The organism is Wenzhouxiangella sp. XN201 (assembly GCF_011008905.1).
GTDB lineage: Bacteria > Pseudomonadota > Gammaproteobacteria > Xanthomonadales > Wenzhouxiangellaceae > Wenzhouxiangella.
This window is the reverse complement of sequence record NZ_JAAIVI010000021.1, coordinates 58,504-82,568: the sequence shown is the minus strand read 5'-3', so window position 1 is coordinate 82,568 and position 24,065 is coordinate 58,504. Positions and strand designations below refer to the sequence as shown.

At 63.1% G+C, this 24,065-nt stretch carries 17 protein-coding genes; 2 read left to right on the top strand and 15 right to left on the bottom strand.

All coding sequences use genetic code 11. The features are described 5' to 3' along the window. Positions 1-14 precede the first annotated feature (14 nt). A complete protein-coding gene (locus G4Y73_RS11985) occupies positions 15-1,478 on the top strand; it encodes a peptidoglycan DD-metalloendopeptidase family protein (RefSeq protein ID WP_164231895.1) in 1,464 nt (487 codons plus the stop codon). Next, positions 1,479-2,609 carry an anhydro-N-acetylmuramic acid kinase gene (locus G4Y73_RS11980; RefSeq protein WP_164231894.1) on the top strand — a complete coding sequence of 377 codons (1,131 nt, stop codon included), beginning with the start codon at positions 1,479-1,481 and terminating at the stop codon, positions 2,607-2,609. On the opposite strand, the gene G4Y73_RS11975 is transcribed toward G4Y73_RS11980, so the two are convergent. From G4Y73_RS11975 to G4Y73_RS11905, 15 genes are all read right to left on the bottom strand, one after another. Beyond that, entirely contained in the window at positions 2,606-4,114 is a 1,509-nt protein-coding gene (locus G4Y73_RS11975) for a tryptophan halogenase family protein (protein ID WP_346426856.1), read from the bottom strand. The two genes, G4Y73_RS11980 and G4Y73_RS11975, sit on opposite strands and share 4 nt — an antisense overlap. 37 nt (positions 4,115-4,151) lie before the next feature. Then, complete coding sequence (locus tag G4Y73_RS11970) at positions 4,152-5,159, bottom strand: cupin-like domain-containing protein (protein ID WP_240451351.1); 1,008 nt, start codon at positions 5,157-5,159, stop codon at positions 4,152-4,154. Continuing rightward, positions 5,159-5,896, bottom strand: coding sequence for a SapC family protein (locus G4Y73_RS11965; RefSeq protein ID WP_164231892.1), 738 nt, complete (start codon positions 5,894-5,896; stop codon positions 5,159-5,161). Before G4Y73_RS11965 ends, G4Y73_RS11970 begins: the two co-directional genes overlap by 1 nt. Before the next feature lie 37 nt (positions 5,897-5,933). Further along, a complete protein-coding gene (locus G4Y73_RS11960; protein WP_205596634.1) occupies positions 5,934-7,481 on the bottom strand; it encodes a tryptophan halogenase family protein in 1,548 nt (515 codons plus the stop codon). Positions 7,482-7,561: 80 nt separating this feature from the next. Beyond that, positions 7,562-10,633: a TonB-dependent receptor gene (locus G4Y73_RS11955; RefSeq protein WP_164231890.1), complete on the bottom strand. Its 3,072-nt coding sequence runs from the start codon at positions 10,631-10,633 to the stop codon at positions 7,562-7,564. A 219-nt stretch (positions 10,634-10,852) separates the two neighbouring features. Continuing rightward, the gene (locus G4Y73_RS11950) at positions 10,853-13,405 is read right to left on the bottom strand and encodes a glycoside hydrolase family 3 protein (RefSeq protein ID WP_164231889.1); all 2,553 of its coding nucleotides are present in this window, start codon (positions 13,403-13,405) and stop codon (positions 10,853-10,855) included. Positions 13,406-13,450: 45 nt separating this feature from the next. Next, positions 13,451-14,512, bottom strand: coding sequence for a LacI family DNA-binding transcriptional regulator (locus tag G4Y73_RS11945; protein ID WP_164231888.1), 1,062 nt, complete (start codon positions 14,510-14,512; stop codon positions 13,451-13,453). Between the two features lie 208 nt (positions 14,513-14,720). Continuing rightward, positions 14,721-16,154 carry a sugar porter family MFS transporter gene (locus G4Y73_RS11940; RefSeq protein ID WP_164231887.1) on the bottom strand — a complete coding sequence of 478 codons (1,434 nt, stop codon included), beginning with the start codon at positions 16,152-16,154 and terminating at the stop codon, positions 14,721-14,723. A 37-nt stretch (positions 16,155-16,191) separates the two neighbouring features. Further along, complete coding sequence (locus tag G4Y73_RS11935; RefSeq protein WP_240451333.1) at positions 16,192-16,842, bottom strand: bifunctional 4-hydroxy-2-oxoglutarate aldolase/2-dehydro-3-deoxy-phosphogluconate aldolase; 651 nt, start codon at positions 16,840-16,842, stop codon at positions 16,192-16,194. Next, on the bottom strand, positions 16,839-17,849 hold the full coding sequence (glk, locus tag G4Y73_RS11930; RefSeq protein ID WP_164231886.1) for a glucokinase: 1,011 nt from the start codon (positions 17,847-17,849) through the stop codon (positions 16,839-16,841). Before glk ends, G4Y73_RS11935 begins: the two co-directional genes overlap by 4 nt. A 2-nt stretch (positions 17,850-17,851) precedes the next feature. Beyond that, positions 17,852-19,666: a phosphogluconate dehydratase gene (edd, locus tag G4Y73_RS11925; protein WP_205596633.1), complete on the bottom strand. Its 1,815-nt coding sequence runs from the start codon at positions 19,664-19,666 to the stop codon at positions 17,852-17,854. A gap of 2 nt (positions 19,667-19,668) precedes the next feature. Further along, a complete protein-coding gene (gene pgl / locus G4Y73_RS11920; RefSeq protein WP_164231884.1) occupies positions 19,669-20,364 on the bottom strand; it encodes a 6-phosphogluconolactonase in 696 nt (231 codons plus the stop codon). 3 nt (positions 20,365-20,367) lie between these two features. Further along, positions 20,368-21,828 carry a glucose-6-phosphate dehydrogenase gene (gene zwf / locus G4Y73_RS11915; protein WP_164231883.1) on the bottom strand — a complete coding sequence of 487 codons (1,461 nt, stop codon included), beginning with the start codon at positions 21,826-21,828 and terminating at the stop codon, positions 20,368-20,370. A 108-nt stretch (positions 21,829-21,936) separates the two neighbouring features. Then, positions 21,937-23,280: an AmpG family muropeptide MFS transporter gene (locus G4Y73_RS11910; RefSeq protein ID WP_164231882.1), complete on the bottom strand. Its 1,344-nt coding sequence runs from the start codon at positions 23,278-23,280 to the stop codon at positions 21,937-21,939. Then, positions 23,270-24,037, bottom strand: a complete 768-nt coding sequence (locus G4Y73_RS11905) for an exodeoxyribonuclease III (RefSeq protein WP_164231881.1) — start codon at positions 24,035-24,037, stop codon at positions 23,270-23,272. Before G4Y73_RS11905 ends, G4Y73_RS11910 begins: the two co-directional genes overlap by 11 nt. Positions 24,038-24,065: the final 28 nt, after the last annotated feature.

The window sequence follows — 24,065 nt, the reverse complement described above, 5'->3', positions numbered from 1 at the left end:
CAATTGCGTCGTGCATGACCAGAAAATCGATGGCCACTTCCGGGCGCACGCGTGCGCACCGCGTGATGACGAGCGTCCGGATCGAGCTTGCCCAGGGGGGGCGCTTTCTGGCCCGCCACTGCGCCCAGGCATTCAAGTCGCGCCCGCATATCAGCCTGGCGGCGACCGGACTGGTCGCACTGGGCCTGGTGTTCTCCCTGGTGCCGTCCGGCCCGGAAGGATCGCCGGCGGCGCGGGTGCAGCCACTCGAGTTGCCGAAATTTGCCGAGGAGGCACGCAAGGGTCCGACCACGGACACGTCTTCGCCAGCCCATGAGGCTGCTCCGGCGGATTACCCTGAGCCGACCACCCAGGACTGGCAGATCGTCGAAATTCGACCCGGCCAGACGCTCGAACGCGTATTCCGAGACCTGGGCCTGGACGCCGGACTGCTGCACGAAATCGTCACGACGACCGAGCAAACTCGCAACCTGGCGCGAATTCGCCCGGGCGACGAGTTCGCCTTCGACATTCATCCCGAGGACGGCTTTCGCGCACTGCGCACCGAGCTTGACGAAGATGCCTGGCTGTACGTCGAACGCGACCAGGACCGGTTGCTCACGCGCACGGAACCGCGCCATCTGGAACGCCGCATCGTCGAGGCCTCCGGAACCATCGACGCTTCGCTCTACACGGACGCCCGCGAAGCCGGATTGTCGGACAGCATGATCATGCGCCTGGCCACCATTTTCGGCTGGGACATCGATTTCGCGCTCGACATCCGCGACGGCGACCGCTTCGCGTTGATCTACGAGGAAGTCTGGCGCGAGGGCGAGCACCTGCGCGACGGCGACATCCTGGCCGCCCGCTTCATCAATCGCGGCGAGAGCTTCGAGGCCGTCCGTTACGACGCGGGCAACGGACCCGACTACTTCGCCCCCGACGGCCGCCCCATGCGCAAGGCCTTTTTGCGCACGCCGCTGAACTTCGCCCGGGTCTCGTCCAACTTCAATCCGCGACGGCTGCATCCGGTGACCCGGCGAGTGCGACCGCACAACGGCACAGACTATGCCGCGAATACCGGAACCCCGGTGTGGGCCTCGGGCGACGGCACGGTGATCGAGGCCGGCTACTCCCGGCCCAACGGCAACTACATCTTCATCAAGCACGGCAACAACATCGTCACGCGTTACCTCCACCTGTCGAAGAAGCTGGTCAAGCGCGGTGACCGCGTGCGCCAGGGCCAATCCATCGGCCACGTCGGCTCGACCGGCCTGGCGACCGGCCCTCACCTGCACTACGAGTTCCTGCTCAACGGCGTGCATCGCAATCCGCGCACGGTCGACCTGCCACCAGCCGACCCACTGCCGGCCGAACACATGAAAGCCTTCGGTCGGCTCGGCCAGGGCCTGCTCGCCCGACTGGACAACCTGGCGCCGCCGGTGACCCTCCTGGCGCAGTCCGACAAGGACTGCGAACAGCTCTCCAACAGCTGCTGAATGCCCGGCAAGGCGCGCCCGGCCGAGCGCTATGTCGGGCTGATCTCCGGAACCAGCATGGACGGCATCGACGCCGTCGTCGTGGATTTCGCTTCCGAGCGACCGATTGTGCTCGCCGCCCTGACGCATCCCTTCGATGAACGCCTGCGCAGATCGCTCGATGCCCTGCGCCACGACCCCGATTGCTTTCCCGTAGCCGAGCTCGGCGCGCTGGATGCCGCACTGGGCGATCGTTTCGCCGAAGCGGCTTTGGCCGCCATTGATGCCGCCGGGCTGGCGTCGGCCGACGTGGCCGCCCTGGGCTCACACGGCCAGACCGTTGTCCACCATGCCGAGGCCAGGCCACCCTTCACGCTGCAGATCGGCGACCCCCATCGCATTGCGGCGCAAACCGGCATCACCACGGTGGCCGACTTTCGCCGGGCCGACCTGGCCGCCGGCGGCCAGGGCGCGCCGCTGGCGCCACTGCTGCACGAGCAGCTTTTTCGCAGCGAAACCGAATGCCGGGCAGTTATCAATCTGGGCGGCATTGCCAACGTCACACTGCTCGCACCGGACAAACCGGTCATCGGGTTCGACACGGGCCCGGCCAACTGCTTCCTGGATTGGTGGTTTCGAAGTCACCACGACGCCGGGAGATTCGACGCGGGCGGGCGATGGGCGGCCTCCGGCAAATCAGACTCCGGCTGGCTGGAAGCTCTGATGAGCGATCCCTACTTCCACCGGCCCGCTCCCAAGAGCACCGGTATCGAATACTTCAGCCCGGGCTGGCTGAAAGAGCGCCTGCCTTCCTGGGCCGAGTCCCGGCCGGCCGACATTCAGGCCACCCTGGCCGAGTTGTCGGTCAAAAGCCTGGCCGAAGCGCTGCAAGCGGCTAGTCCCACTCCCGTGGAGCGAGTCATCGTCTGCGGCGGCGGCGCGGCCAACTTCCATCTGATCGAGCGACTTGGCGACAACCTCGGCGGCATCCCGATCACCGACAGCGACACCTTCGGGCTCCCCGCCGATCACGTCGAAGGCGTACTGTTCGCCTGGCTGGCGCGGCAGCGGATGACGAACAGCCGACTGGCGACGGCATCGGTGACAGGTGCAGAGAGATCCGTCCTGTTGGGCGTTATCCACGAAGCCTAGGCCGAAGCGGCGGGCTGCTGATTGCTCCGCCTGGCATCGAGCAGCTGCTGGATATAGGTATCGTGGCTCGGCCCGTCGCTGACCACGTGCGCAATGTCTGCCTTGACCCTGGCCATCATGGCCGCGAGGTTCGCGTCATCAACGCGGTCAACTACCGGATGATAGCTGGCGGGCAGCAGACCCTGCCCGATCATCACGGCCGTCCACGACACTTCGGAAAAAAGTTCGTTGTTTTCTCTGAAGATCACGCCCGATCGCGAAAACAGGTCGATCTTGTGGCGCAGCGAATCCGGAATATCCATCTCCCGGCACTCGGTCCAATAGGGCGAGTCCGTGCGCTGATTGACGTGGTAGTGCAGGATGATGAAATCCCGGATGTATTCGATCTCGCTTTCCACTTCACGGTTGAACTGATCGATATTGGCCTGCTCGATTCCGGCCCGCGGGAACATCTTGATCAGTCGAATGATGCTGTTCTGAATGAGATGAATGCTCGTCGACTCAAGCGGCTCGAGAAAGCCGCTGGACAGGCCGAGTGAGACGCAATTCTTGGTCCACTGCTGCCGACGGCGGCCGGTCTTGAATCGGATCGGGCGCGGATCCGTAATCGGACGGCCTTCGAGATTATCCATCAAGGTGCGGGCGGCCCGATCCTCGTCCATGAAGTCGCTGCAATAGACCAGGCCGTTGCCGACCCGATGCTGAAGCGGAATCTTCCACTGCCAGCCGCAGCTGCGTGCGGTCGAGCGGGTGTAGGGTACCGGCGGACGCGTCGATTCGGTCTGCACGGCCAGTGCCCGGTCGCTGCGCAGCCAATGCGACCAGTCTTCCCAGCCGGTGCCGAGCGTTTGCTCGATGAGCAGTGCACGGAAGCCGCTGCAGTCGATAAACAGCTCGCCCGTGATTCGACGCCCGGATTCCAGCCTGACCGATTCAATGAATCCAGACTCGGAATGCTGTTCGACATCGATGACTTTGCCTTCGCTTCGCACGACACCCATCTTCTCGGCGAGCCCGCGCAGCAGCCGCGCATAGCCGGTGGCGTCGAAGTGATAGGCGTAATTGGCCGCCCGCCCGGACTTGTTGCCGAATCGGTTGGCCCGCGCCATACAGGTTTCCATGCTGAAATCATCCAGCGCGGCGCTTTCACCGGCCTGACGGGCGCGCAGCCAGTAGTGATGAAACTGAGCGGCCCAGGTGTCGATACCGTGCGGGGCGAAGGGATGGAAGTATCGATCGCCCAGTTCTCCCCAGTTTTCGAATTCAATGCCGAGCTTGAAGGTGCCGTTGACCGCGCGCAGGAAATCAGCCTCATCGAGTTCAAGCAGCAGATTGAAATTCCTGATCGGCGGAATCGTCGCTTCTCCCACCCCGACGGTGCCGATGGCATCGGATTCGATCAATTCGACATTGATGGTCGGGCCGAAAGTCTTGGCCAGCGCCGCGGCAGCCATCCATCCCGCGGTGCCGCCTCCTACGATCACGACTTTCTCGAGTTTGTCCACGCCTTGATCCTCCGGTGAGCGGGGCCGTGCAGCGGCCCTAGCGATTGAGCTTGTTACGCAGCATCGAGCGCCACTGCCGTGCTTGCTCTTCGTTCATGTCGCCGAGCACGCCACGGCTGGATTCCGGTATGTGCGCCAGGGCGTCCTCGGGCGGGTCGAAGATGTAGTACTCGAACATGTGCCGCCAGGCCTCGCGCTGGCGTCTGGGCAGCCCCCGCAAGTTCATCAGACCGTGGATCAAGACGTCTCCGGGCGCGCCCATATAAGAGGGAACGTCGCGCCACCAGTGATTGATCAGGATGTTCAGGGACGACAGGGCGTAAACCTGGTGCCACCACATGCTCGGAATGTAGATGGCATCGCCCGGCTGCAACTCGGCCCACAGCCCGGCCTCGAGCGCCTCTGCATAACGGGGGAAGGCCTCGAAATCGGGATTGTCGGGATCGACCAGGCTCACCTGCTGCCCGGCCGGCGTCATGTCGATGGGCCCCAGATAGAGGTTGGCCAGTTGTTCAGGCGGGAAGAGCGTGAACTGCCGTTCTCCCACGCACACGCAGGCGATGTTGTCGAGCACGTCGTGGTGTGCGGCCACCTTTGACTGATTTCCTATCCAGATCCTTACAGTCGTCGGCAGGTCGTGGGTGGCCAGGCTGTGAGTGGGCTTGAGCGAGGGCAGGCAATGGTCCATGGCCATCGAGCCCATATAGACCGTGGGCGCAGGCGATTGCTCCCGGGCCTGTCGAATATGCGACAGGACCGCATCGAGGCCGGTTCTGGTCGGCTTGAAATTCAGCGCCGAGATATCGTCGTTGTAGAAGAGACGCCCGTCGTTGCCGGACTCGCCCAGGAAAGCCGTTACCGGTGCGCCTTCGTAGTGGTCAAGCAACAGCCTTTCGACTGCGTCAGGCGAGTCGGCGGCCTGAACAAGCGGCCAGTCGGTGCACAGACCCCGCAAAACCAACGGCTCGGCACGGCCGTTGACCGATTCGATCACGGTCGAGGCGTCTGCACGTTCAGTTTCTTCGATGGTGCGCTCGGGGCGCATCACGAGGCCGTAGCCATGACTTGCCGGTTCTTGCGTTCGGTGAGTATCGACAGGTTGGGCATGGAAGCCAGCATCATGTAAATGAGCCGGAGATAACCCTTCTTGTGAAGCGCTTCCAGCGCTGTGCCGCCTAACTGCGCCAGGCGCGACTCGTCGATGGCATACAAGCCCTTGAGGTTCTGGCTGGACCCGTCGCGAAACTGCAAATCCAGCGACACCGACTCGATCAACTCCAGTCCCACCAGTGTCTGGGAGAATGCGGGAATGGCCTGGTGGCCTTCGTGGATCTCCATCAAGACCGAGGTCATGCGCTCGAGCCATTCGCTTTCTCCGCCGTGCGGCAAGAACAGCAGCTCACCCTCGGTTTCGCTGATGCTCGGATGGTCGAGATCGATGTGTACCACGGGAACCTCGGTGGGTATGCCGTCGATGTCCTGCTGCTGGAATCCGATCAGCAAGGGCTGGCGCTCGATCGTCAGGGGCAGGTAGTAGGCGTCCCAGCGTCCGTTGTCGAGGTAGAGATTTTCCTCGTCGGAAAACCCCAGAAGCGCAATCGGTTCGAAATGCCCGGTATCGCGATTCTTCATGAAAAACAGTGGATACTCGTTCTGCAGCGCCTCGAACTCGGCCGGAAAGACGCGCGCCACACCGGCATCGTAACCATGTCCGGGGCGGAACACGCGGTGAATCCGCAATTCACGGTGGGAAACGTTGTCCAGCAGTTCGTGTCGGGCCATATCTGTCTCCGAGCGCGCACGGCGGCGCCTGAGTTCGTCAGCTCGCCGCCGGCAGGCCGAATTCGGCAATCTGGTTCAAAAGCGCCCGGTTTGAGGGCAGCTTCTCGAGGTGCTGGTTGGCAGACCGAAGATTATCGTCGAACAAGCGTTGAGTTTCCTGCTCGCTAAGGGCATCGAGCGAGCCGGAGTAGTCCGCGGGCTCGAATCCCATCCCGAACAGCACGTACTGGTAGCTCGCGGCCGAAAATATCTCGTCGAAATGCGGAAAATCGGACGGACCGGGCGGACGATAGCGCCACAGTTCGAGCAATTCACCGAGGTGGTCGGGAATCGTCCCGGCCGAACGGTTGTCGCGCCAGTAGTCGCTGTCGTCTCTTCGGCTCAATACATAGTGCAACTTGAGGAAATCGATGATGCGCGCCCATCGATAGCGGAATTTCTCGTTGAATCGCCGCGCGACGATGTCCATCAGCTGCCTGTTGGCCGGCAGCTCCTCGGCGATCATGCGGGCCGACAACTCCACCATGACCAGGGCGCTGGCTTCGAGCGGCTCGATAAAGCCCGAGGCCATGCCGACCGCAACGCAGTTGCGGTGCCAGAAATGTTCACGGTAACCCGGCGTGAAAGAAATCTTTCTCGGCGCCGCTTCCGGATCGCCCGGCACATCGGTGTCGGCCAGATAGCGGGCAAGGACGGCTTGTGCATCTTCATCATTGCTGTGGCGGCTGGAGTAGACATAGCCAACGCCGCGGCGCCGGGTCAGGCCGATATCCCAGATCCAGCCGGCCGAGCGGGCCGTAGAAATGGTTTGCGACTCGATCGGCCCGGATTCGTCGGCGTACGGCACCTGGATGGCCAGGGCCGTGTCGTTGAACAGGACGTCGGACTGATCGATCAGTGGCACGCCGTAATGATCTCCGAGAAGCATGGCGCGCATGCCCGTGCAATCGACGAAAAGGTCGCCTTCGATGCGGCCTTGATCCACCGTCTCCAGCGCAGCGATGTCGCCGTCGGATGTGCTGACCAGCCCCTGGACATGATCCTGAATGTGACGTACGCCCAGCTTTTGCGTGCAATGCCGGGTCAACAGGGCTGCGAACCGGCCTGCATCGAGATGATAGGCGTAGTTGAGCACACCGGCATATTCCGGCGTCTGAGCCTGCTTGGGCGCGAGCCTACGATCACACACCATGCCCTGGGAACTGACGGCGTCGGCGAAGGACAGGCGCCCGCGCTGGTGCCACCAGGCAGAAGCCAGGTCGGTGCGGGGAAAACCGGCGGGAGCCGTGAACGGATGGTAGTAGGCATCGTTACCAGAACCGTCTACCCAGCCAACAAAGCGCGTACCCTGCTTGAACGTTGCCGTGCACTCGGCCAGAAAAGTCGATTCCCGAATGCCGAGCTGCCGCAGCGTGCTGCGCATGGTCGGCCAGGTGCCTTCTCCCACCCCGATGGTACCGACTTGCGGTGACTCCACCAGGGTTACGCGAACGCCCCGACCCGTTCCAGTGGCGTGCTTCGCAGCGATCAGGCCGGCCGTGATCCAGCCTGCTGTTCCGCCGCCGACCACTACGACGTCTCGCATTCTCCGATCGCCTCCTCGATTCATCTCAAAAAAGTACCGCTGCCGAAGCAGCGGCGTCAAATGAGAGAGTCTTGGTTAGATCAGAACTGGTATCGAGCACCGAGATTGAAACGGGTCCCGTACTGGTTGCCTCGCAGGAATTGCTCCGGGTACCGAACGTAAACGCGTTGTACCTCATCGGTTACATTGAGCGCTTCGACGAAGAAGTCCAGATTGTCGTTGAACTTGTAGGTCAGGTTGACGTCGACCGGCGCAAATTCCTCGGTATAGACCGGGGCACCGAACTGATCGAAGCCGCTCAGGAACTCGTCGCGCCAGTTCCAGGCCACCCGAGCCGACCAGGTCTGGTTCTCGTAGAACCCGATAAGATTGGCCGTATCGCTCAGCCCCGGTAGCGCAAAGCTCTGGTTGAGGATTTCCCGGTCCGCTTCCACGTCGCCGTTGACGATCGTGGCGTTGGCCTGGACACCAAAGCCGCTGTCACCGAAGAGATGCTGCACCGCGATCTCGTATCCCCAGACGTTGCCGACTTCCTGGTTGCTCGTCGTCGTGACGCTGAATACGGCCAGTGGATCGCCGTCCTGCGCGCGGATCGGCGTCGTCGGATCCACACCACGGATTTCATTGATTCGGCGGAAGACCTCCTGGTCGGTCGGGCTGATGCCCTCATCGACCAGTTCGGCGCGAGCCTGTTCGGCCAGAGCCCCGATGTAGGGGTCAAGCAGGCCTTCGAACGTGCGTTCCTCGGTGGTCGAAACCAGGAAGTTGTCGACCCGCTTGCGGAAGTGGTTAAACGACAGGTAGCTGCCCGGTGCGTAGTACCACTCGACACCCAGATCGAAGTTGTCGGATACATAGGGCAGCAGGTCCGGATTGCCGGTATTCACGCGGCGGTTACGGACAGTGGGATTGCCGACGAACTCCCGGTTGGGACCGAGCGCACCAATTGGTGGTCGCGCAATGGTGCGTGAATAGGCGAATCGCGCAATGACATCCGGCACGACCTCGAGATTGAAAGCAACGTTCGGCAGCCAGAAATCGTTACTGCCTTCGCCGCGTCTCAACTCAGGCTCGTTCGCAAATTCATAGCTGAATTCGTTGCCGCCGACCCACACGATTGCCGTCGCCGGCACTTCCTGACCGAAGGAGACGGTCTCGGTTTCCTCATAACGGAGACCGACAACTGCATTCCACGGCATGCCGTTGAACGTATCCTCGAAGGTGGCCTGGGTATAGAAGGCGTTGACCGTCTCTTCCACTTTGGAAACACCCGAGTTGCCCAGAGGCCCGGGCCAGAATCGACCCCGATCACCCGAAGGGTCCTGGAAGTCCGGCCCCCAGAACGCGGCATCGGGCCAGTAGCAGCAGGGGAAGTTGTCGGCGCCGATCGTTTCCCACATGTCGATGAGGTAGCCCACCGGCGCGGTGTAGTAGTGATCGTAGGAGAAGTTTCCACCGTTGGAGAAGGCATCAAGCAAGCCGTCGAAACTGCCTTCCTGCCACTGATCGTCCGGCCAGTGCTGTGCAGAAGTCAGCCAGAAGCCGGCCGGCAGCAAGCCCGAGTAGGCGTTGCGTTGATCGAAATCCTGCTCGGTGCGTGAAAAACCGAAATCGATGTGGGCCAGGGCCCCGTCCTGCTTGTTGAGCCAGCTGCCGCCCAACTGGTACTGGTCGATATCGTTTTCGAGGTCCAGATTGAAAGCCTGACCGAACAGCGAGCCGATGTCCTGTCGCAGCAGGCCGTCCTGCGGGCCGCCATCCGGACCGGTGCTGCGGAAGTCGACGTCAAAGCGCGGAATTCCGCTGCCAGTAAAGAAGGCGCGCTGCTCATTGATCGTGGCCGTGAAAGGTCCGGCATTGGGATCGAAGCCGCACCAATCGCAGGAAGTGTTGCCGATAATCAGGTTGAGCGAGCTGCCCGGCTCGCCGTTGATGCCGCCACCGCGCAACTGGGAGGACGAGGAATGCGCGTCAAAGGTGAACTCCAGCGCATCCGTCACGGCCCACTCGGCATTGAATCCCAGGGAATTGTTCTCCTTGATCGTGTGGTCCTTGGAGATATTGGTCGAAAAGTCGCCACAGGCCTGGGCGACCTCGGTGACCGAGCCGCGCTCGTTGACCGTCGCGTCGATGTTGGGGCACTCGAACCAGATGCCCACGCTGTTGGCATCTCTCTCGAAATCCACTTCCGAGTAGGTATAGTCGAGCGACATGGTCAGACGATCCGACGGGCGGAACTGCAGGACAGCCTGGCCATTGATGCGCTCGCGCGAGATGTCTCCCCAGCCGTAGCCCACGTTCTGCGGATGCCACCAGGTGCCGTCTTCCCGCTGATTATTGTCGTTGATGTTGCCGCCGTTGAGCTGAAGATTCGGGCCCCAGTTATCGACCGAAGCGTTCTCTTCCCGATTGTCCCGCCGCTGGAACGAACCGCTGATCAGGATGCCGATCGTGTCGTTGGCGAAGGTATTCGAGTACAAACCTGCAAGTTCGGGCGTCCACTCGTCGAGGTCGCCAACATCGGCGTCCGACGAAGAAGTCTCATGCACCGCCTTGCCACTGAGCACGGCCTGCATACCCGGGCGATCCAGCGGTCGAGGCGTCAGGATATTGACCGTCGAGCCGATGCCGCCGGTGGGCACTTCGGCACGAGGAGACTTGTAGATTTCAACCGCGCTGATGCCCGTCGTCGACAGGTCGGCGAAGTCGAAGGAACGTCCACCGGCTGTGGGCATGGACCGACCGTTGAGCGTAACCAGGTTGAAATCGGGGCCGAAGCCGCGAACGGTGATCCGGGAGCCCTCGTTATTGCTGCGGTCGATCGAAACACCGGGAATCCGTTGCAGGGATTCAGCCAGGTTCTGGTCGGGGAATTTGCCCATGTCTTCGGCGGTCACCGCGTCGACGAAGCCGATGGCGTTCCGCTTGCGGTCCATGGCGCGCACGATGCTGGCCTTGTAGCCAGTTACAGTCAGCGTCTCCAGCTCGCGAGATGCATCCGATTCCCGGCGCTGATCCTCTTCCTCGTTGGTTTCGGCCTGCTGGTCCGCGCCTTGCTCCTGCTCAGCGTCCTGTGCAAACGCGGTGCCGGCATGCAGCGCAAACGCAATACTGGTCGCCAGTGCGGTTCGGCGTAGATTCAGTCGTCCCATTGTTCTCTTACCCCGTGCTTCTGCGGGTCACCCCGCGTTGTCCGAGCCGGTTTCCGGCATTCTTGAAGATTCTTCGTCCCTCGAAGAGATTCTCTATCGGGCCACCGAGTGACACGGCGACCAGCTTGTTGAGGACACCTTAACTCAAAATGACAGCGCTGACAATTCATTTTTTGCAGTTTTTTGACGGGCGTTCTTGCCGCCCGAAGCGGAACTCGATCAGGAACTACAGCGCAGATCCGCAGTGTCGGCCGCATCGCGGACGAGCCGGATATCGGCCACGCTGATAACCGCTTCCCGCGCGGTTACCATCACCGCCAGGCCCTGCAGGGCCGAGAGATTCGCACCGGCCTCGACCAGGCAGGCCAGGTCGATGTCGAGCGTGCGCCAGACACCGACTGGCGTGTCCTCGAGAGCGGCTGACAGACTGATCTCGCCGCCGCAGCCATGACCGCAGTCGAAGCGAAGAGCCAGGTCCTCCGGAAGCGTCTGTTCCGGCCTTAAATCGAAGCGAAGTACAGCGTTGTCTTTGCCAAAAGCACCCAAATCGAGCGGTGCAGCCAACTGCAGGGTGACCGCCCCGGTCGCCTCGCCGGACCAGGTGACCCGCCTGGCATCGCCCTGAATGTAGCGATCAGCCGGTTCGGCCGTAACCGTCGATGCCGGTGCATTTTCACCAAGGGCCGGCCCGATGACGAGCTCCCAGGGCGGCTGCGCAGCGCCGTCGAAAAGAACCCAGTCCCCCGACTCGGGCACACGGTCGTCGCGCCGGGGGGCCATGGCGGTTTCGTCGAGAGGACCCAGGTCCGAGGAACTGGCATAGTCCAGACCGTAGCCGACTCCGAACAGTTCGGGAAAGGCACCGTCTGCCGCGGGCGTGGGCGCGGCCGGCCAGGCAAAGGGTAGACGCCCGGCGAAGTCGTGCTGGGCCGCACCGTCCGGACCGGCCAGGAGCATATCGGCGACGCCGGCACCCTCGGTACCCGGAAGCCAGGCGGCGACAAAGGCGTCGGAGCGATTCATTTCCGGATGCACCCACAGCGGGCGCCCGGACAGGAAGACCGACACGATTGGCTTTTCGAGACCCCCAAGCCGGTCGAGCAGGTCCAGGGCCTGGCGACTCCCGGCCTGGAACTCCAGCGTATCGACATCACCCTGACCTTCTGCGTAGGGGTCTTCGCCGTAAACGGCAATCACGGCGTCGGGCTCGAAGTCCGAAAGCGCGGATTCACCCAGGCGGACTTCGCCCCCGGCGGCTGCCACCTGTTCGGCAATTCCGGCGTAAATGGATCGCCCTTTGGGGAAACGGTCATTGGCGTCTTTTACCCCCTGCCAATCCAGGGTCCAGCCGCCGGACTGCTTGCCGATATCATCGGCACCGTCTCCGACCACCAGAATCTTCGACCCGGGATCGAGGGGCAACACGCCGCCGTTATTCTTGAGCAGAACCAGTGATTGGCGAACCGCTCGACGGGCCAGGGCGGTATGTGCATCGACGTTGGGCAACTGATCGCGGCCCGCCGGAACGGGCTGATCGAACAGTCCGGCACGTTTTTTCACGCGCAGGATCCGCCGCACCGCATCATCCAGTCTTTCCATCGGCAGCCGGCCGTTTCGGGCGTGCTCGAGCAAGCTATCGCGGAAGGCACGCCAGTCTTCAGGCACCATGAACATATCCACGCCGGCTTCGAGTGCCTCGAGGCAATCGGTGACGCTGCATCCGGGTAGCTGGCCGTGGCCGTTCCAGTCACCGATGACGAAGCCATCGAATCCCAGCCGCCCCTTGAGCACGTCGGTCAGGAGGTAACGGTGGCCGTGCATTTTCCGACCTTGCCAGGACGAAAACGACGCCATGACCGTCTGGACGCCAGCCTCGATGGCGGCCGGGTACGGGCGCCCGTGGATGTCAGCCAATACGTCTTCGGGCACGCGAACGTCGCCCTGATCCACGCCCTCGAAGGTGCCGCCGTCGCCGACGAAATGCTTGGCCGTCGCCAACACCCTGGGGGGTTCAAGCCAGGCCTCGCCTGGCTCGCCCTGCAAACCGACGATGGCGGCCCGGCCGAGCTCGGTGACGATCGCCGGATCACTGGAAAAGGATTCGTAGGCGCGCCCCCAGCGGAGGTCGCGAGATACCGCGAGCGTCGGCGCAAAATTCCAGTCGATACCGGTCGCCGCGACCTGCTCGGCTGTGGCCCGTCCGATGGCGCGAACAAGCTCGGCATCACGTGTGGCGCCAAGCGCCACGTTGTGCGGGAATACGGTGGCACCGAAAACGTTGTTGTGGCCATGAACGGCGTCGGTGCCCCATAGCAGGGGAATGGCCGGATCTCCATTTCCGGCCTCCAGGGCCGCCGAATGCATCCGCTCGGACAGATCGACCCAGTCGGATACGGCTGCGCGCCCGTCGCCCCCCGGGAAGGAGCCGCCGCCATTGAGGACCGATCCCAGCGCATAGCCCCGCACTTCCTCGGGTGTCACGTGTTTGATCTCGGCCTGGATGATTTGACCGACCTTGCGCTCCAGCGACATGCGGGAGAGCAGATCATCGACAAACCGCTCCACCTCCGGATCGGATTCGGCTTGGATGTGCGGCCAGGGCGACGCGGCAGCGGCACTGGATTGCGGCTCGCTTTCCATGGGCGCAGACGAAGCCTTGGTAGGGGCGTCCACGTCCTCGGACGCGCGGCATCCAACAACCGCAGCGGCGGCAAGCACCACCGCGACCATGACGGCGGCTACGCCGATCCTCGGTACAGAAATTGACGGCATCCTGTTCTCCTGAAAAGTCTCGTAATTCGGAAAGCGCGAAGCGGCTCAGGCCCCGGTGCCTGGCGGAGCTGTTGTCGCCCTGACCACCAGCGGCGCCTCGAAAACCTCCACGCCGCGCGTGGATTGGCCCGGCGGCGACTGGCGGCGAACGATGGCGTCGAGCAGGAGCTCTGTCGCGCGGTAGACCATGGGGCGGATGGGTTGACGCACGGTGGTGAGAGCCGGCCAAACCGCCCGGGAAATCGGCGTATCGTCGTAACCGGCCACCGAAAGTTGTTCAGGCACCCGGCAGCCCCGGTCGAGGGCAACCTGGAGAAGTCCGGCGGCCATTTCGTCGTTACTGGCGAAGATTGCGGTCGGACGCTGGGTCATATCGAGAAAATACGCGGCCGCCCGCCGGCCGGACTCAAGATCGAATCGACCTTCGAACACCAGTTCCGGGTCGTAGTCGATTTCGGCGCGCGCCAAGCCCATGCGATAACCCTCCAGTCTTGCCGAGGCCGCACCGTGATTCGCGGGCCCGGTCACGAAACCGATCCGGTCGTGTCCCAGGCCGGTAAGGTGCTCGACCACCATGGCCGCAGCCATCCGGTCGTCGATCGCCACACCAATACCCGGACGGCCGTCCAATGGCGCAACGCGCGCGTAAGGAAGATCGAGGCGGTCAAGCGCATCGATCACTTCGGGCACATCACCGATGGGCGGGATCAGCAGCAACCCGTCAACGCGCGACTGCGACAGAAAGCGGGTAATGCTGCCGGCCAGATCCGGGTCATCCTGCTCCGGAGCCAACAAGGAAACCCCGTAGCCGGCGGCTTCACTGGCCTGCAGTGCGCCGGAGGTGGCCTGGAAGAGATAGTTGGGGCTGGGGTTGTCGTAGATCAGGCCGATCATCCGCGACCGGGTGCCGGCCAGGCCTCTCGCGGAAGGGTGGGGCGAATAATCGAGTGCTTCGACCGCTTTCTCCACCTTGGCGCGCGTGGCCGGACGAACATTGGGCTCGTTGTTGAGCACACGCGAGACCGTCTTGATGGATACACCCGATAGCTCGGCCACTTCGTTGATCGTGACTCGACCGGAGTTGGGTCGTTGTCGTCGATTCACCATGTGTTTCGTCCCTCCGGAGCCGCGCCGGGGCCCCCAGACGAAGCCCGGTCCTCGCATTGCGATTCTGATTCGGCTGCAAGCATAATGCAAAATGACAGCGCTAACAATTGTCAGACTGCAGATTACTTCCGGGGCAAGAGCAGATCGTCATCGACCGGCCCATCAATACAGACTGTCTCCTGGCCGGTCGACGCCAAACCTCCGATGCTCAAGCTTGCGCGTCTCTGGACATATCCTCGAGCGTTCGCCCTTTGGTTTCTTTCACAAGACGCCTGACGAAGACGTAAGCGATCAGTCCGAAGGTTGCATAGATTCCGTAAGAGAACCCGAGGCCGATGCTCGCGAGCATGATCGGGAACGTCATGGTGATCAGGAAATTCGAACCCCACTGCACCAGCCCACAGAATGCGAGAGCAGCGCCGCGGAACTGGTTCGGGAACATTTCGCCCAGCATGACCCACATGACAGGACCCCATGAGAACGCGAAGAACGCGATATAGGCATTAGCCGCCAGCAGCGCATAAAGGCCGTTGTTTCCTTCCAGCATCAAGCCGCCGCTTGCGTTGACACCTGCCGTGCCGAAGAGAATTGCGAGCACGCCGAGCATCACTGCCTGACCCAACGCACCCACCAGGAGCAGTGGCTTGCGTCCGACCTTGTCAACAAGAGCGATCGCCACGAAAGTGAAGAGCACGTTGACCGAGCCGCTGATCACGTTCTGCAGCAGTGCGTTCTCTTCCGTAAAGCCCGCAGCCTGCCAGAGCGTGGCACCGTAATAGAACACCACGTTGATGCCTGTAAACTGCTGTAAGGCAGCCAGGCCGACGCCCACCCAGACAATCGGATGGATTCTGCCCGTGTACTTGCTGACGATGTCGCGCAGACTGGGCTTGCTGCCTTCGACGAGCGTCGACCTGATGTCGTTTACTTTCGCCTGTGCATCAACCGTGTCCGACAAACTTCGGAGAACCCCTTTGGCCTGGTCCAACTTGCCGGCTGCAACAAGATAGCGAGGGGACTCGGGAATGAAGAACAGGGCAATCAGAAAGATGGAAGCCGGAAGTATTTCCACCCAGAACATCCATTGATAGGTCTGGAAGCCGCCCCAGAGCACTGCACCAGCGCTGCCTGAAATACCTGCCAGCCAGTAATTACTCAGAAATGCAGCAAAAAGCCCGATCACGATCATCAGCTGCTGCAGAGTGGCCAGGCGCCCCCGGATTTTTGCCGGAGCAATTTCACTGATATAGGCCGGAGCCAGGATACTGGCGGCACCGACCGCGAATCCGCCGAGAACCCGGGCAAGAACAAACTGGAGGGAATCGGCCGCGATACCCGAACCCCAGGCGCTTATGATGAATGCGACTGCGGTCATGATCAGGACCGGCTTGCGGCCAATCTTGTCGGCAAGATTCCCGGCAAAGAAGGCTCCGGCGGCACACCCCAACAGCATCGAAGCCACGTTGAAACCTGTGCCAACGGCGTCGGAGTCAAAGGCGAGCTGTAGCGCGTCAACCGTACCGTTGATCACGCCACTGTCAAAACCGAACAAGAAGCCCCCGATCGCGGCCACAATCGACAGAAAAAGAACCCGCCCTATATTGCCGGCACCCTCAATTACTGCTTCGTCTGCGTTTTTCATATCTATCCCGTTAGTCAGATTTGTTATTCAAACTGAGTCAGTCCAGCCTCACACGGTTGACGCACTCGCGGGCCAGCGCCTCGATGCGCGGCCAATCGCCCCCCGTGACGGCGTCCATCGGAACCATCCAGGACCCGCCCACGCAGCGCACATTGGGCAGGGCGAGATACTCACGGAAGTTCTTCGGGCCAATACCGCCGGTGGGGCAAAAGGCCACGTCGGGGAAGGGGCCGTACAGACTTCTAAGCATGGAGACGCCGCCGATGGCGGCGGCCGGAAAGAACTTGAAGCGCGTCCAGCCGGCTTCCCTGCCAGCCATGATTTCTCCAGCCGTGGCGACGCCGGGAAGAAACGGCAAGCCGAGACGTCTGGCCCGTTCGTACAGGCCGGCAGTCGCACCGGGGGAGATCGCGAATCGCGCACCTGCATCGGCCACGCGATCCAGATCGTCGGGCGTAAGGACCGTGCCGGCACCGACCTGCGCCTGCGGCACCTCCTCGGAAATGCGCCGGATGGCGGTCAACGCCTGTTCGGTCCGAAGCGTGATCTCCAGCACCGTCAGACCGGCGTCGACCAGCGTGCTCGCCAGGGGCACGACCTGGCCGGCATCGGCGACAGTCAGCACGGGAATCACCGGGGCAGCACCCATCAGTTGATCGAGGGTGCGCATGTCGGGCGTGGAAATCATGTCGCGGGTACCGGCCGCTTGACGTCGCGTAGCGCTAGCGCGGCGCCCAGCAGGCCCGGCTCGGGATGCGTGACCAGCACCACGCGAACGACTTCGAGCCAGGCGGCAAATCGACCCTTGTCCAGGAAGCGCTCGATGAAAGCGCTGGAATTCAGGAAAGAGCCGAAACGCGGAGCGATGCCGCCGGCAATGGCCACGGTTCGCGCCCCGTGGATAAGGGCGCAATCCCCGGCAAAACTGCCGAGCACAGCGCAGAAACGAGCCAGCGCGCGGCGCGATACGACATCCTCGCCCTCCAGGGCCTGGGTCACGATGTCGGCCGGCGAAAGCAGGGAATCGTTCGGTGTCTGGGCCTTTGAGGGCTCACGACCCGAAAGCGCTGCGTGAATGCGACCGAGACCGCCTCCCGACAGTACGCGCTCTACCGAGACCCGGCCGTGGCGTGCGGCGAGCCAGTCGTGAATCATCTGCTCTTCGCTGCCCTGCGGCGCGTAACTGACATGGCCGCCCTCGGTTTCGATCACATGCCAATTGTCGATCTCGAATTGCGTGATCAGGGCCACCCCCATGCCAGTGCCGGGCCCGATCACGCTGATCGGCGCAAGGGGTCCGGAATGCGCGCCATGGTGGAGAATCAGCTTCTCGTCGTCACGCAGAGCCGGAATCGATCGGGCGGCCGCACCGAAGTCGTTGATCACCAGCAGCTCCTCGAGCCCGAGCTCCTGCTTGAGCTCGCGACGGCTGAACGACCAGGCCCGATTGGTCAGGCGAATCTCGTCGCCCGTCACGGGGCAGGCCACGGCAATGGCGGCGCGGGAAATGCGTGCACGCCCGTTTACGCTCGCAAGATAGTGGCGTGCCGCGTGCTGAAGGCTGGCGAATTGGTCGGCGGAGAACTTCTGCTCGTCGTGCAGTTTCGGACGCTTGCCGTGATCCAGGTCGGCGAGTGCGAAGCGTGCATTGGTGCCGCCGATGTCGGCGACCAGCACCAGTTCAGTGGCATGCATGCTCATTCGGACACAAACAGGATGCTTGCGCCGGACTCGGCGTCGCTGACCTGCGCCCGCATGGCGCCGAACAGTTCACGCCCGATCCCGGCCCGGTTGGCCGCAAGATCGAGGGGACGCGGTTCGCGGCGGCGCAATGTCTCGGCATCGACGGCGCAGTCCAGGCGCCCCATCTCGGCGTCGATGATCACCTCGTCGCCCGCTTCGAGCCGACCGATGAGTCCGTCCCGGGCCGCTTCCGGGACCACGTGAATGGCCGCCAGCACGCTGCCGGAGGCGCCGGACATCCGCCCGTCGGTGAGCAGTGCGACGCGCTGGCCGCGGTCCTGGAGAACCTGCAGCGTGGGGGTGAGCTTGTGCAATTCGGGCATGCCGTTGCCATGCGGGCCCTGGCCGCGGATGACGGCCACGAAGTCACCGTCGAGGACGCCGTCGCGAAACGCCCGGAGTAACTCGTCCTGCGAGTCGAATACCCGGGCCGGTGCCTGGATGCGCCGGTGCTCGGGCTCGACAGCCGATATCTTGACGATGGCGCGACCCAGGTTGCCCTGCAGCAGGCGAATTCCGCCTTCCGGGGCAAATGGCCGCTCGGCGCCACGCAGAATGGCGTTGTCCCCGGATTGCTCCACTGCCGGCTTCCAGTCGAGTCGCTCACCGTCGAGGAACGGGTCCTGCGCCTGCGCATAAAGGTCGCCGCCATGGATGGTCCTGATATCCGGGTGCAACAGGCCGGCATCCAGCAGTTCACGGATCACGAAGGCCATGCCGCCCGCCTCGTGGAAATGGTTCACGTCGGCCTCGCCGTTGGGATAGATCCGGGTCAGGAGCGGGGTGGCCCTGGAGATCTCATCCAGGTCGGTCCAGTCGATGGCAATGCCGGCTGCACGCGCTATCGCGACCAGGTGAATGGCGTGGTTGGTCGAACCGCCGGTGGCTGACAGGCCCACCATGGCGTTGACGATGGCCTTCTCGTCGACCGTACGCCCCAGCGGTGTAAAGGCATCCCCCTGCGCGGTGATTTCGCAAGCGCGCTCGCCCGCGGCCAGGGTCAGCCGCTCGCGCAGGGTCGTATTGGGATTGACGAAGGCACTACCGGGCAGATGAAGACCCATGACTTCCATCATCATCTGGTTGGAATTGGCCGTACCGTAGAAGGTGCAGGTGCCGGGTGAATGATAAGACTGTGATTCGGCTTCGAGCAGGTCCTCCCGCGAAGCCTTGCCCTCGGCGTGGGCCTTGCGTACCCGGGCCTTTTCCTTGTTGGGCAAGCCCGAGGGCATCGGGCCGCCCGGCACCAGGATGGTCGGGACGTGCCCGAAGGCCAGCGCACCAATCAGCAAGCCCGGCACGATCTTGTCGCAAACGCCCAGCAGCAGGGCTGCATCGAAGGTGTTGTGCGACAGCGCCACGGCCGTGGCTTGGGCAATCACGTCGCGCGAGAACAGCGACAGCTCCATCCCCGGCTGACCCTGCGTGACCCCGTCACACATCGCGGGTACGCCACCGGCGACCTGCGCGCTGCAGCCGCGGCTCTGGGCAGCGAACTTGATCAGCGCGGGGAATTTTTCCAGCGGCTGGTGGGCGGAAAGCATGTCGTTGTAGGCCGTGACGATTCCAATGTTGGGCGCCTGCATGGCCTTGAGAACGGGCTTGTCCTCGCCGGAAGCGGCGAAGGCGTGCGCGACGTTGCTACAGCTGACGCGCGAGCGCGCTGGACCGGAGCCAACGGCACCGTCAATACGCTCGAGATAACTCGAGCGACTCGCCTCGGAGCGCTTTCGAATTCGCTCGGTGACGGACTCGATGGTCGGATGCATGCTCATGGACTCCAGTGTATTTCCAGCGGCGGGCCGTTATGCGCCAGAAGCGCGGCGACGGGACAGTCGCGCGGGTCGGCGCCGCGCGCGGATTCCAGCACCTCGCGCTTGCGCCGACCGCGCAGGACCAGTACCAGGTAACGACTGGCCGCAATCGCCGAAAGGGTCAGCGAGACGCGCTCGAACGGCGCGTCTTCGGGCATCGGGTCGGGTGTGACGATCACCAGGGCTTCGCTGCCGGCGGGATCGAGACCGACATCGAGTTCCGGCGCGGCGGGAAACAACGAGGCGAAATGTCCGTCGGCACCCATACCCAGCACGCAGGCGTCGAATGGTGCGGGCGTTTCGGCCAGCGTGCGTCTTGCGGTTTCCAGCGACGGTTCGGGGCCCGGCGTATCGGGCACGAGCTTGCCGAAACGAGGGTCGACGTCGTCGAAGGCCGCCCGGATCGCGCGCAGGTTGCAGGCATCATGGTCAGCGGCAACCCAGCGCTCATCGCCGGGCAACAGCGTCACGCGCGGCCAGTCCAATGCTTCGCTGGCGAGGCGGCGATAGAGCGGAAACGGCGTCGACCCGCCGGCCAGCGCCATGGATGCGGCGCTGCGTTCTGCCACAGCGTTACGAAGCGCCTGGGCGAGCCTCGGCGCCAGCACATTGCACAGCGTGTCGAAATCGGGATGTTCGATGAAATCGGCCACGCCCTACTCCCGCCAGCTGTGGCCGTGTCGTTCGGTCAGGGCCACGGCGCTCGACGGCCCCCAGGTGCCGGCCGGATAAGCCTTTGGCGCAGCCTCCCGTTTTTGCCAGCCCTCGTAGATCGAGTCGACCCATCCCCAGGCCGTTTCCACTTCGTCGCGTCGCACGAAAAGCGTGCTGTTGCCCTCGATGGCGTCGAGATAAAGGCGTTCGTAGGCGAGGCGCCGGTGTTCCTGGTCGAAAGCGTTGTGGCGATCCAGGTCGAGCGCAACCTGGCTGAGTTGGACGCCGTCACGGTCCAGTCCCGGCTTCTTGTTCATCAGACACAGGGCGATATGCTCTTCGGGCTGTAGCCGGATGATCAGCGCGTTCGGCTGCATGGCGCCGCCCGCGGTGCCGTAGATCGAGTGGGGCACGGGCCGGAAGCGGATGTAGATCTCGGTCAGGCGGTGGGGCATGCGCTTGCCCGTACGCAGATAGAACGGCACCCCCGACCAGCGCCAATTGTCGATGTGAGCACGCAGGGCAACATAAGTCTCGGTTCGACTGTCCTTGCCCAGTTCTTCGAGGTAGCCGGGAACCGCCTGACCATCGATCGCCCCAGCCGTGTACTGGCCGGCGACTGTGTTCTTGTCCAGCGCTTCTCCGGTCATGGGGCGAAGCGAATTGAGCACCTTCAACTTTTCGTTACGTACCGCGGTCGGCTCGAAGTGCGACGGCGGCTCCATGGCGGTCAGGCAAAGCAGTTGCAGCATGTGATTCTGCACCATGTCGCGCATGGCGCCATAGTTGTCGTAATAGCCGGCACGATCCTCCACGCCGACAGTTTCGGCCACCGTGATCTGCACCTGTTCGATGTGCTGGGCGTTCCAGATGGGCTCGAACAGGGCATTACTGAACCGCAAGGCCAGCAGGTTCTGAACGCCATCCTTGCCCAGATAATGGTCGACGCGATAGATCTGCGATTCGTCGAAAACCTCGCCGACACCCTCGTTGATGGAAATGGAGCTTTCGAGATCGTGGCCGATGGGTTTTTCCAGCATGACCCGGGCGCCCGGGTCATTGAGCCCGGCCTGCGCCAGGGCCGCGCAAATCGTGGCGTACCAGCTTGGCGCCGTGGACAGGTGAAACAGAATGTCTCCATCGGCACGCCGCCGCCGAATATGCCCGGTCAATGTCTCGACCGAATCTTCCAACGACAGGTCGACAGAGTGATAGTCCAGCCGTTCGAGCAATCGATCAACAGAAGGCTGATCGTCCGCCGTTGCGCGCTCAGCGATGCCCTCGCGGCAAAGTTCGGCAAACGCCTCGCGCGACATCTCGGTGCGGGCACAACCGAGGATCCGAAGATCTTCCGGCAGCAATCCGTCGCGCTCGAGACCGAACAACGACGGCAGCAGCATGCGCTGGGCGAGGTCGCCGGTAGCGCCGAAAATGACCAGGTTGGAGGCGGCTTGAATCGACATAGCGTGTTCCTTTGACGCGCACTAGCGTAGCGCTTTACGACAGCGCTGTCACCCATGGCACCAAAAATAGCGGGAAATCCATCCCGCCGGCAGCCATGACCCGATCGTTCAGGACGTGGTCGCGTCGTAACGACGGCTCATCAACCACAGGATCAGCAGAATGGCCGGAATACCCAGCGCCGAGGCGTAGAGGAAGAAAAACACGTAGCCGGCGTTGTCGACGATCCAGCCCGACGGGCCGCCCAGCAGCTTGCCCGGCAGGGTCATGAAGGAGCTGAACAGGGCGTATTGCGTTGCCGTGTAGCGGCGACTGACCAGCGCCGACAGCCAGGCGATGAAGACCGTAGCCGACAGGCCGTTGGCCAGGTTGTCGGCGCCGATGGTCATGAACAGCGCCCAGAGTTCGGCGCCGATGGTCGCCAGCCAGGCGAACAGCAGGTTGGTCACCGCCACGATGATGGCCGAGGCCAGCAGCATCGGCATCAGACCGTAGCGCGCCACCAGCACCCCGCCGAGCAGTCCACCGGTGATGGTCATGGCGATGCCGAACACGTTGGTGACCGTGGCGATCTCGCTTAAGCTGAAGCCCAGGTCCAGGTAAAGCGGGTTGGCCATCGCCGCCATCGAGATGTCGGAGACCTTGAACAAGCCGATCAGGGCCAGCACGGCCAGCGCCATCCAGCCGTTGCGGCGGAAGAAATCCACCAGCGGTGCAACCACCGCGCCGGTCAGCCAGGCGCCGACGTCCTGGAACCGGCCCCTGAGACGCGATCGTTCGCGGTAGCCGATCACAAGTGGATCCTGCTCGATGTCGAGCCGCTCCAGCGAGGTAGGCTCGGGGGAAATCAGCACCGCGAACACGCCCACGAGCACCAGCGCGCTCATGCACAGGTAGGCGAGCGTCCAGGTGGCAAAGTCGGCGATGTAGAGCGCACCGGCACCGGTGGCGAGCAGGGCCATCCTGTAACCGAGCACATAGGTCCCGGCCAGGGCGGCCTGGAACTCGTTGCTGTCGGATTCGATCCGGAAGGCGTCGATGGTGATGTCCTGGGTGGCCGCCGAAAAGGCCACCAGCACGGCCAGCAAAGCGACCTGGGTCAGTTGCATGGTCGGATCGGTCAGCGCCATCCCGGCCAGGCCGGCCATGATGCCGATCTGGGCCAGCAGCATCCAGCCGCGACGCTGGCCGAAGGCCCGGGTCAGAAGCGGCAGGCGCACACGGTCGACGACCGGCGACCAGAAGACCTTGATCGAGTAGGTGATGCCGATCCAGGCGAAGAAGCCGATGGCCGTGCGCGATACCCCTTCGTCGCGCAGCCAGGCGGTCAGGGTGGAAAACACCAGCATGTACGGTATGCCGGCGGAAAACCCCAGCAGCAACATGCGCAGCACCGTCGGCCGGGTATAGACCGCCCAGGCATGCCGCCAGCCGGTGGCCGACTCAGTCGTCATAATCGAGAATCAGCGGGGCGTGATCGGAAAAGTTCTCATCGGTGTAGATCTCGGCCGAGCGTGCACGTTCGGCCAGGCCTGAGGTGGTGACCTGGTAGTCGATGCGCCAGCCCACGTTCTTCTCGCGCGCCCGTCCGCGTTGGGACCACCAGGTGTAGCGATCCGGGTTGGGGTCGACCCGGCGAAAGGCATCGACCATCCCGACCGGTCCGAACACCTCGTCAAGCCAGGCCCGCTCCTCGGGCAGGAAGCCGGAGTTCTTCTGATTGGCCTTCCAGTTCTTGAGATCGATTTCCTTGTGGGCGATGTTCCAGTCGCCGCAGATGACGTAATCGCGGTCGTGGCCGGCCAGCTCTTCAAGATGTGGATGGAGACGTTCCATGCAGCGGTACTTGAACTGCTGACGCTCGTCCTTCGAAGTGCCGGAGGGCAGGTAGAGCGAGACCACGCTCAGGTCCTCGAAATCGGCCTGCAGCCAGCGGCCCTCCCGGTCGAAATCCTCCCAGCCCAGACCGTAGACCACCCGCACCGGCTGGTGCTTCGAATACAGCGCCACCCCCGAGTAGCCCTTCTTCTCGGCATCGTGGTAGTAGCAGTGATAGCCGATTGGAAAGAAGTCGCGGTCGGCCAGTTGCCAGTGCTGGGCCTTGGTCTCCTGGATGCAGACAAAATCGGCATCCTGCTTCTTCAACCAATCGAAGAAACCCTTGCGATGGGCCGCGCGAATGCCGTTGGCGTTGAGGCTGATAATTCTCATGCCGGAGTTTTCTGGAAGCCAGCGTCGT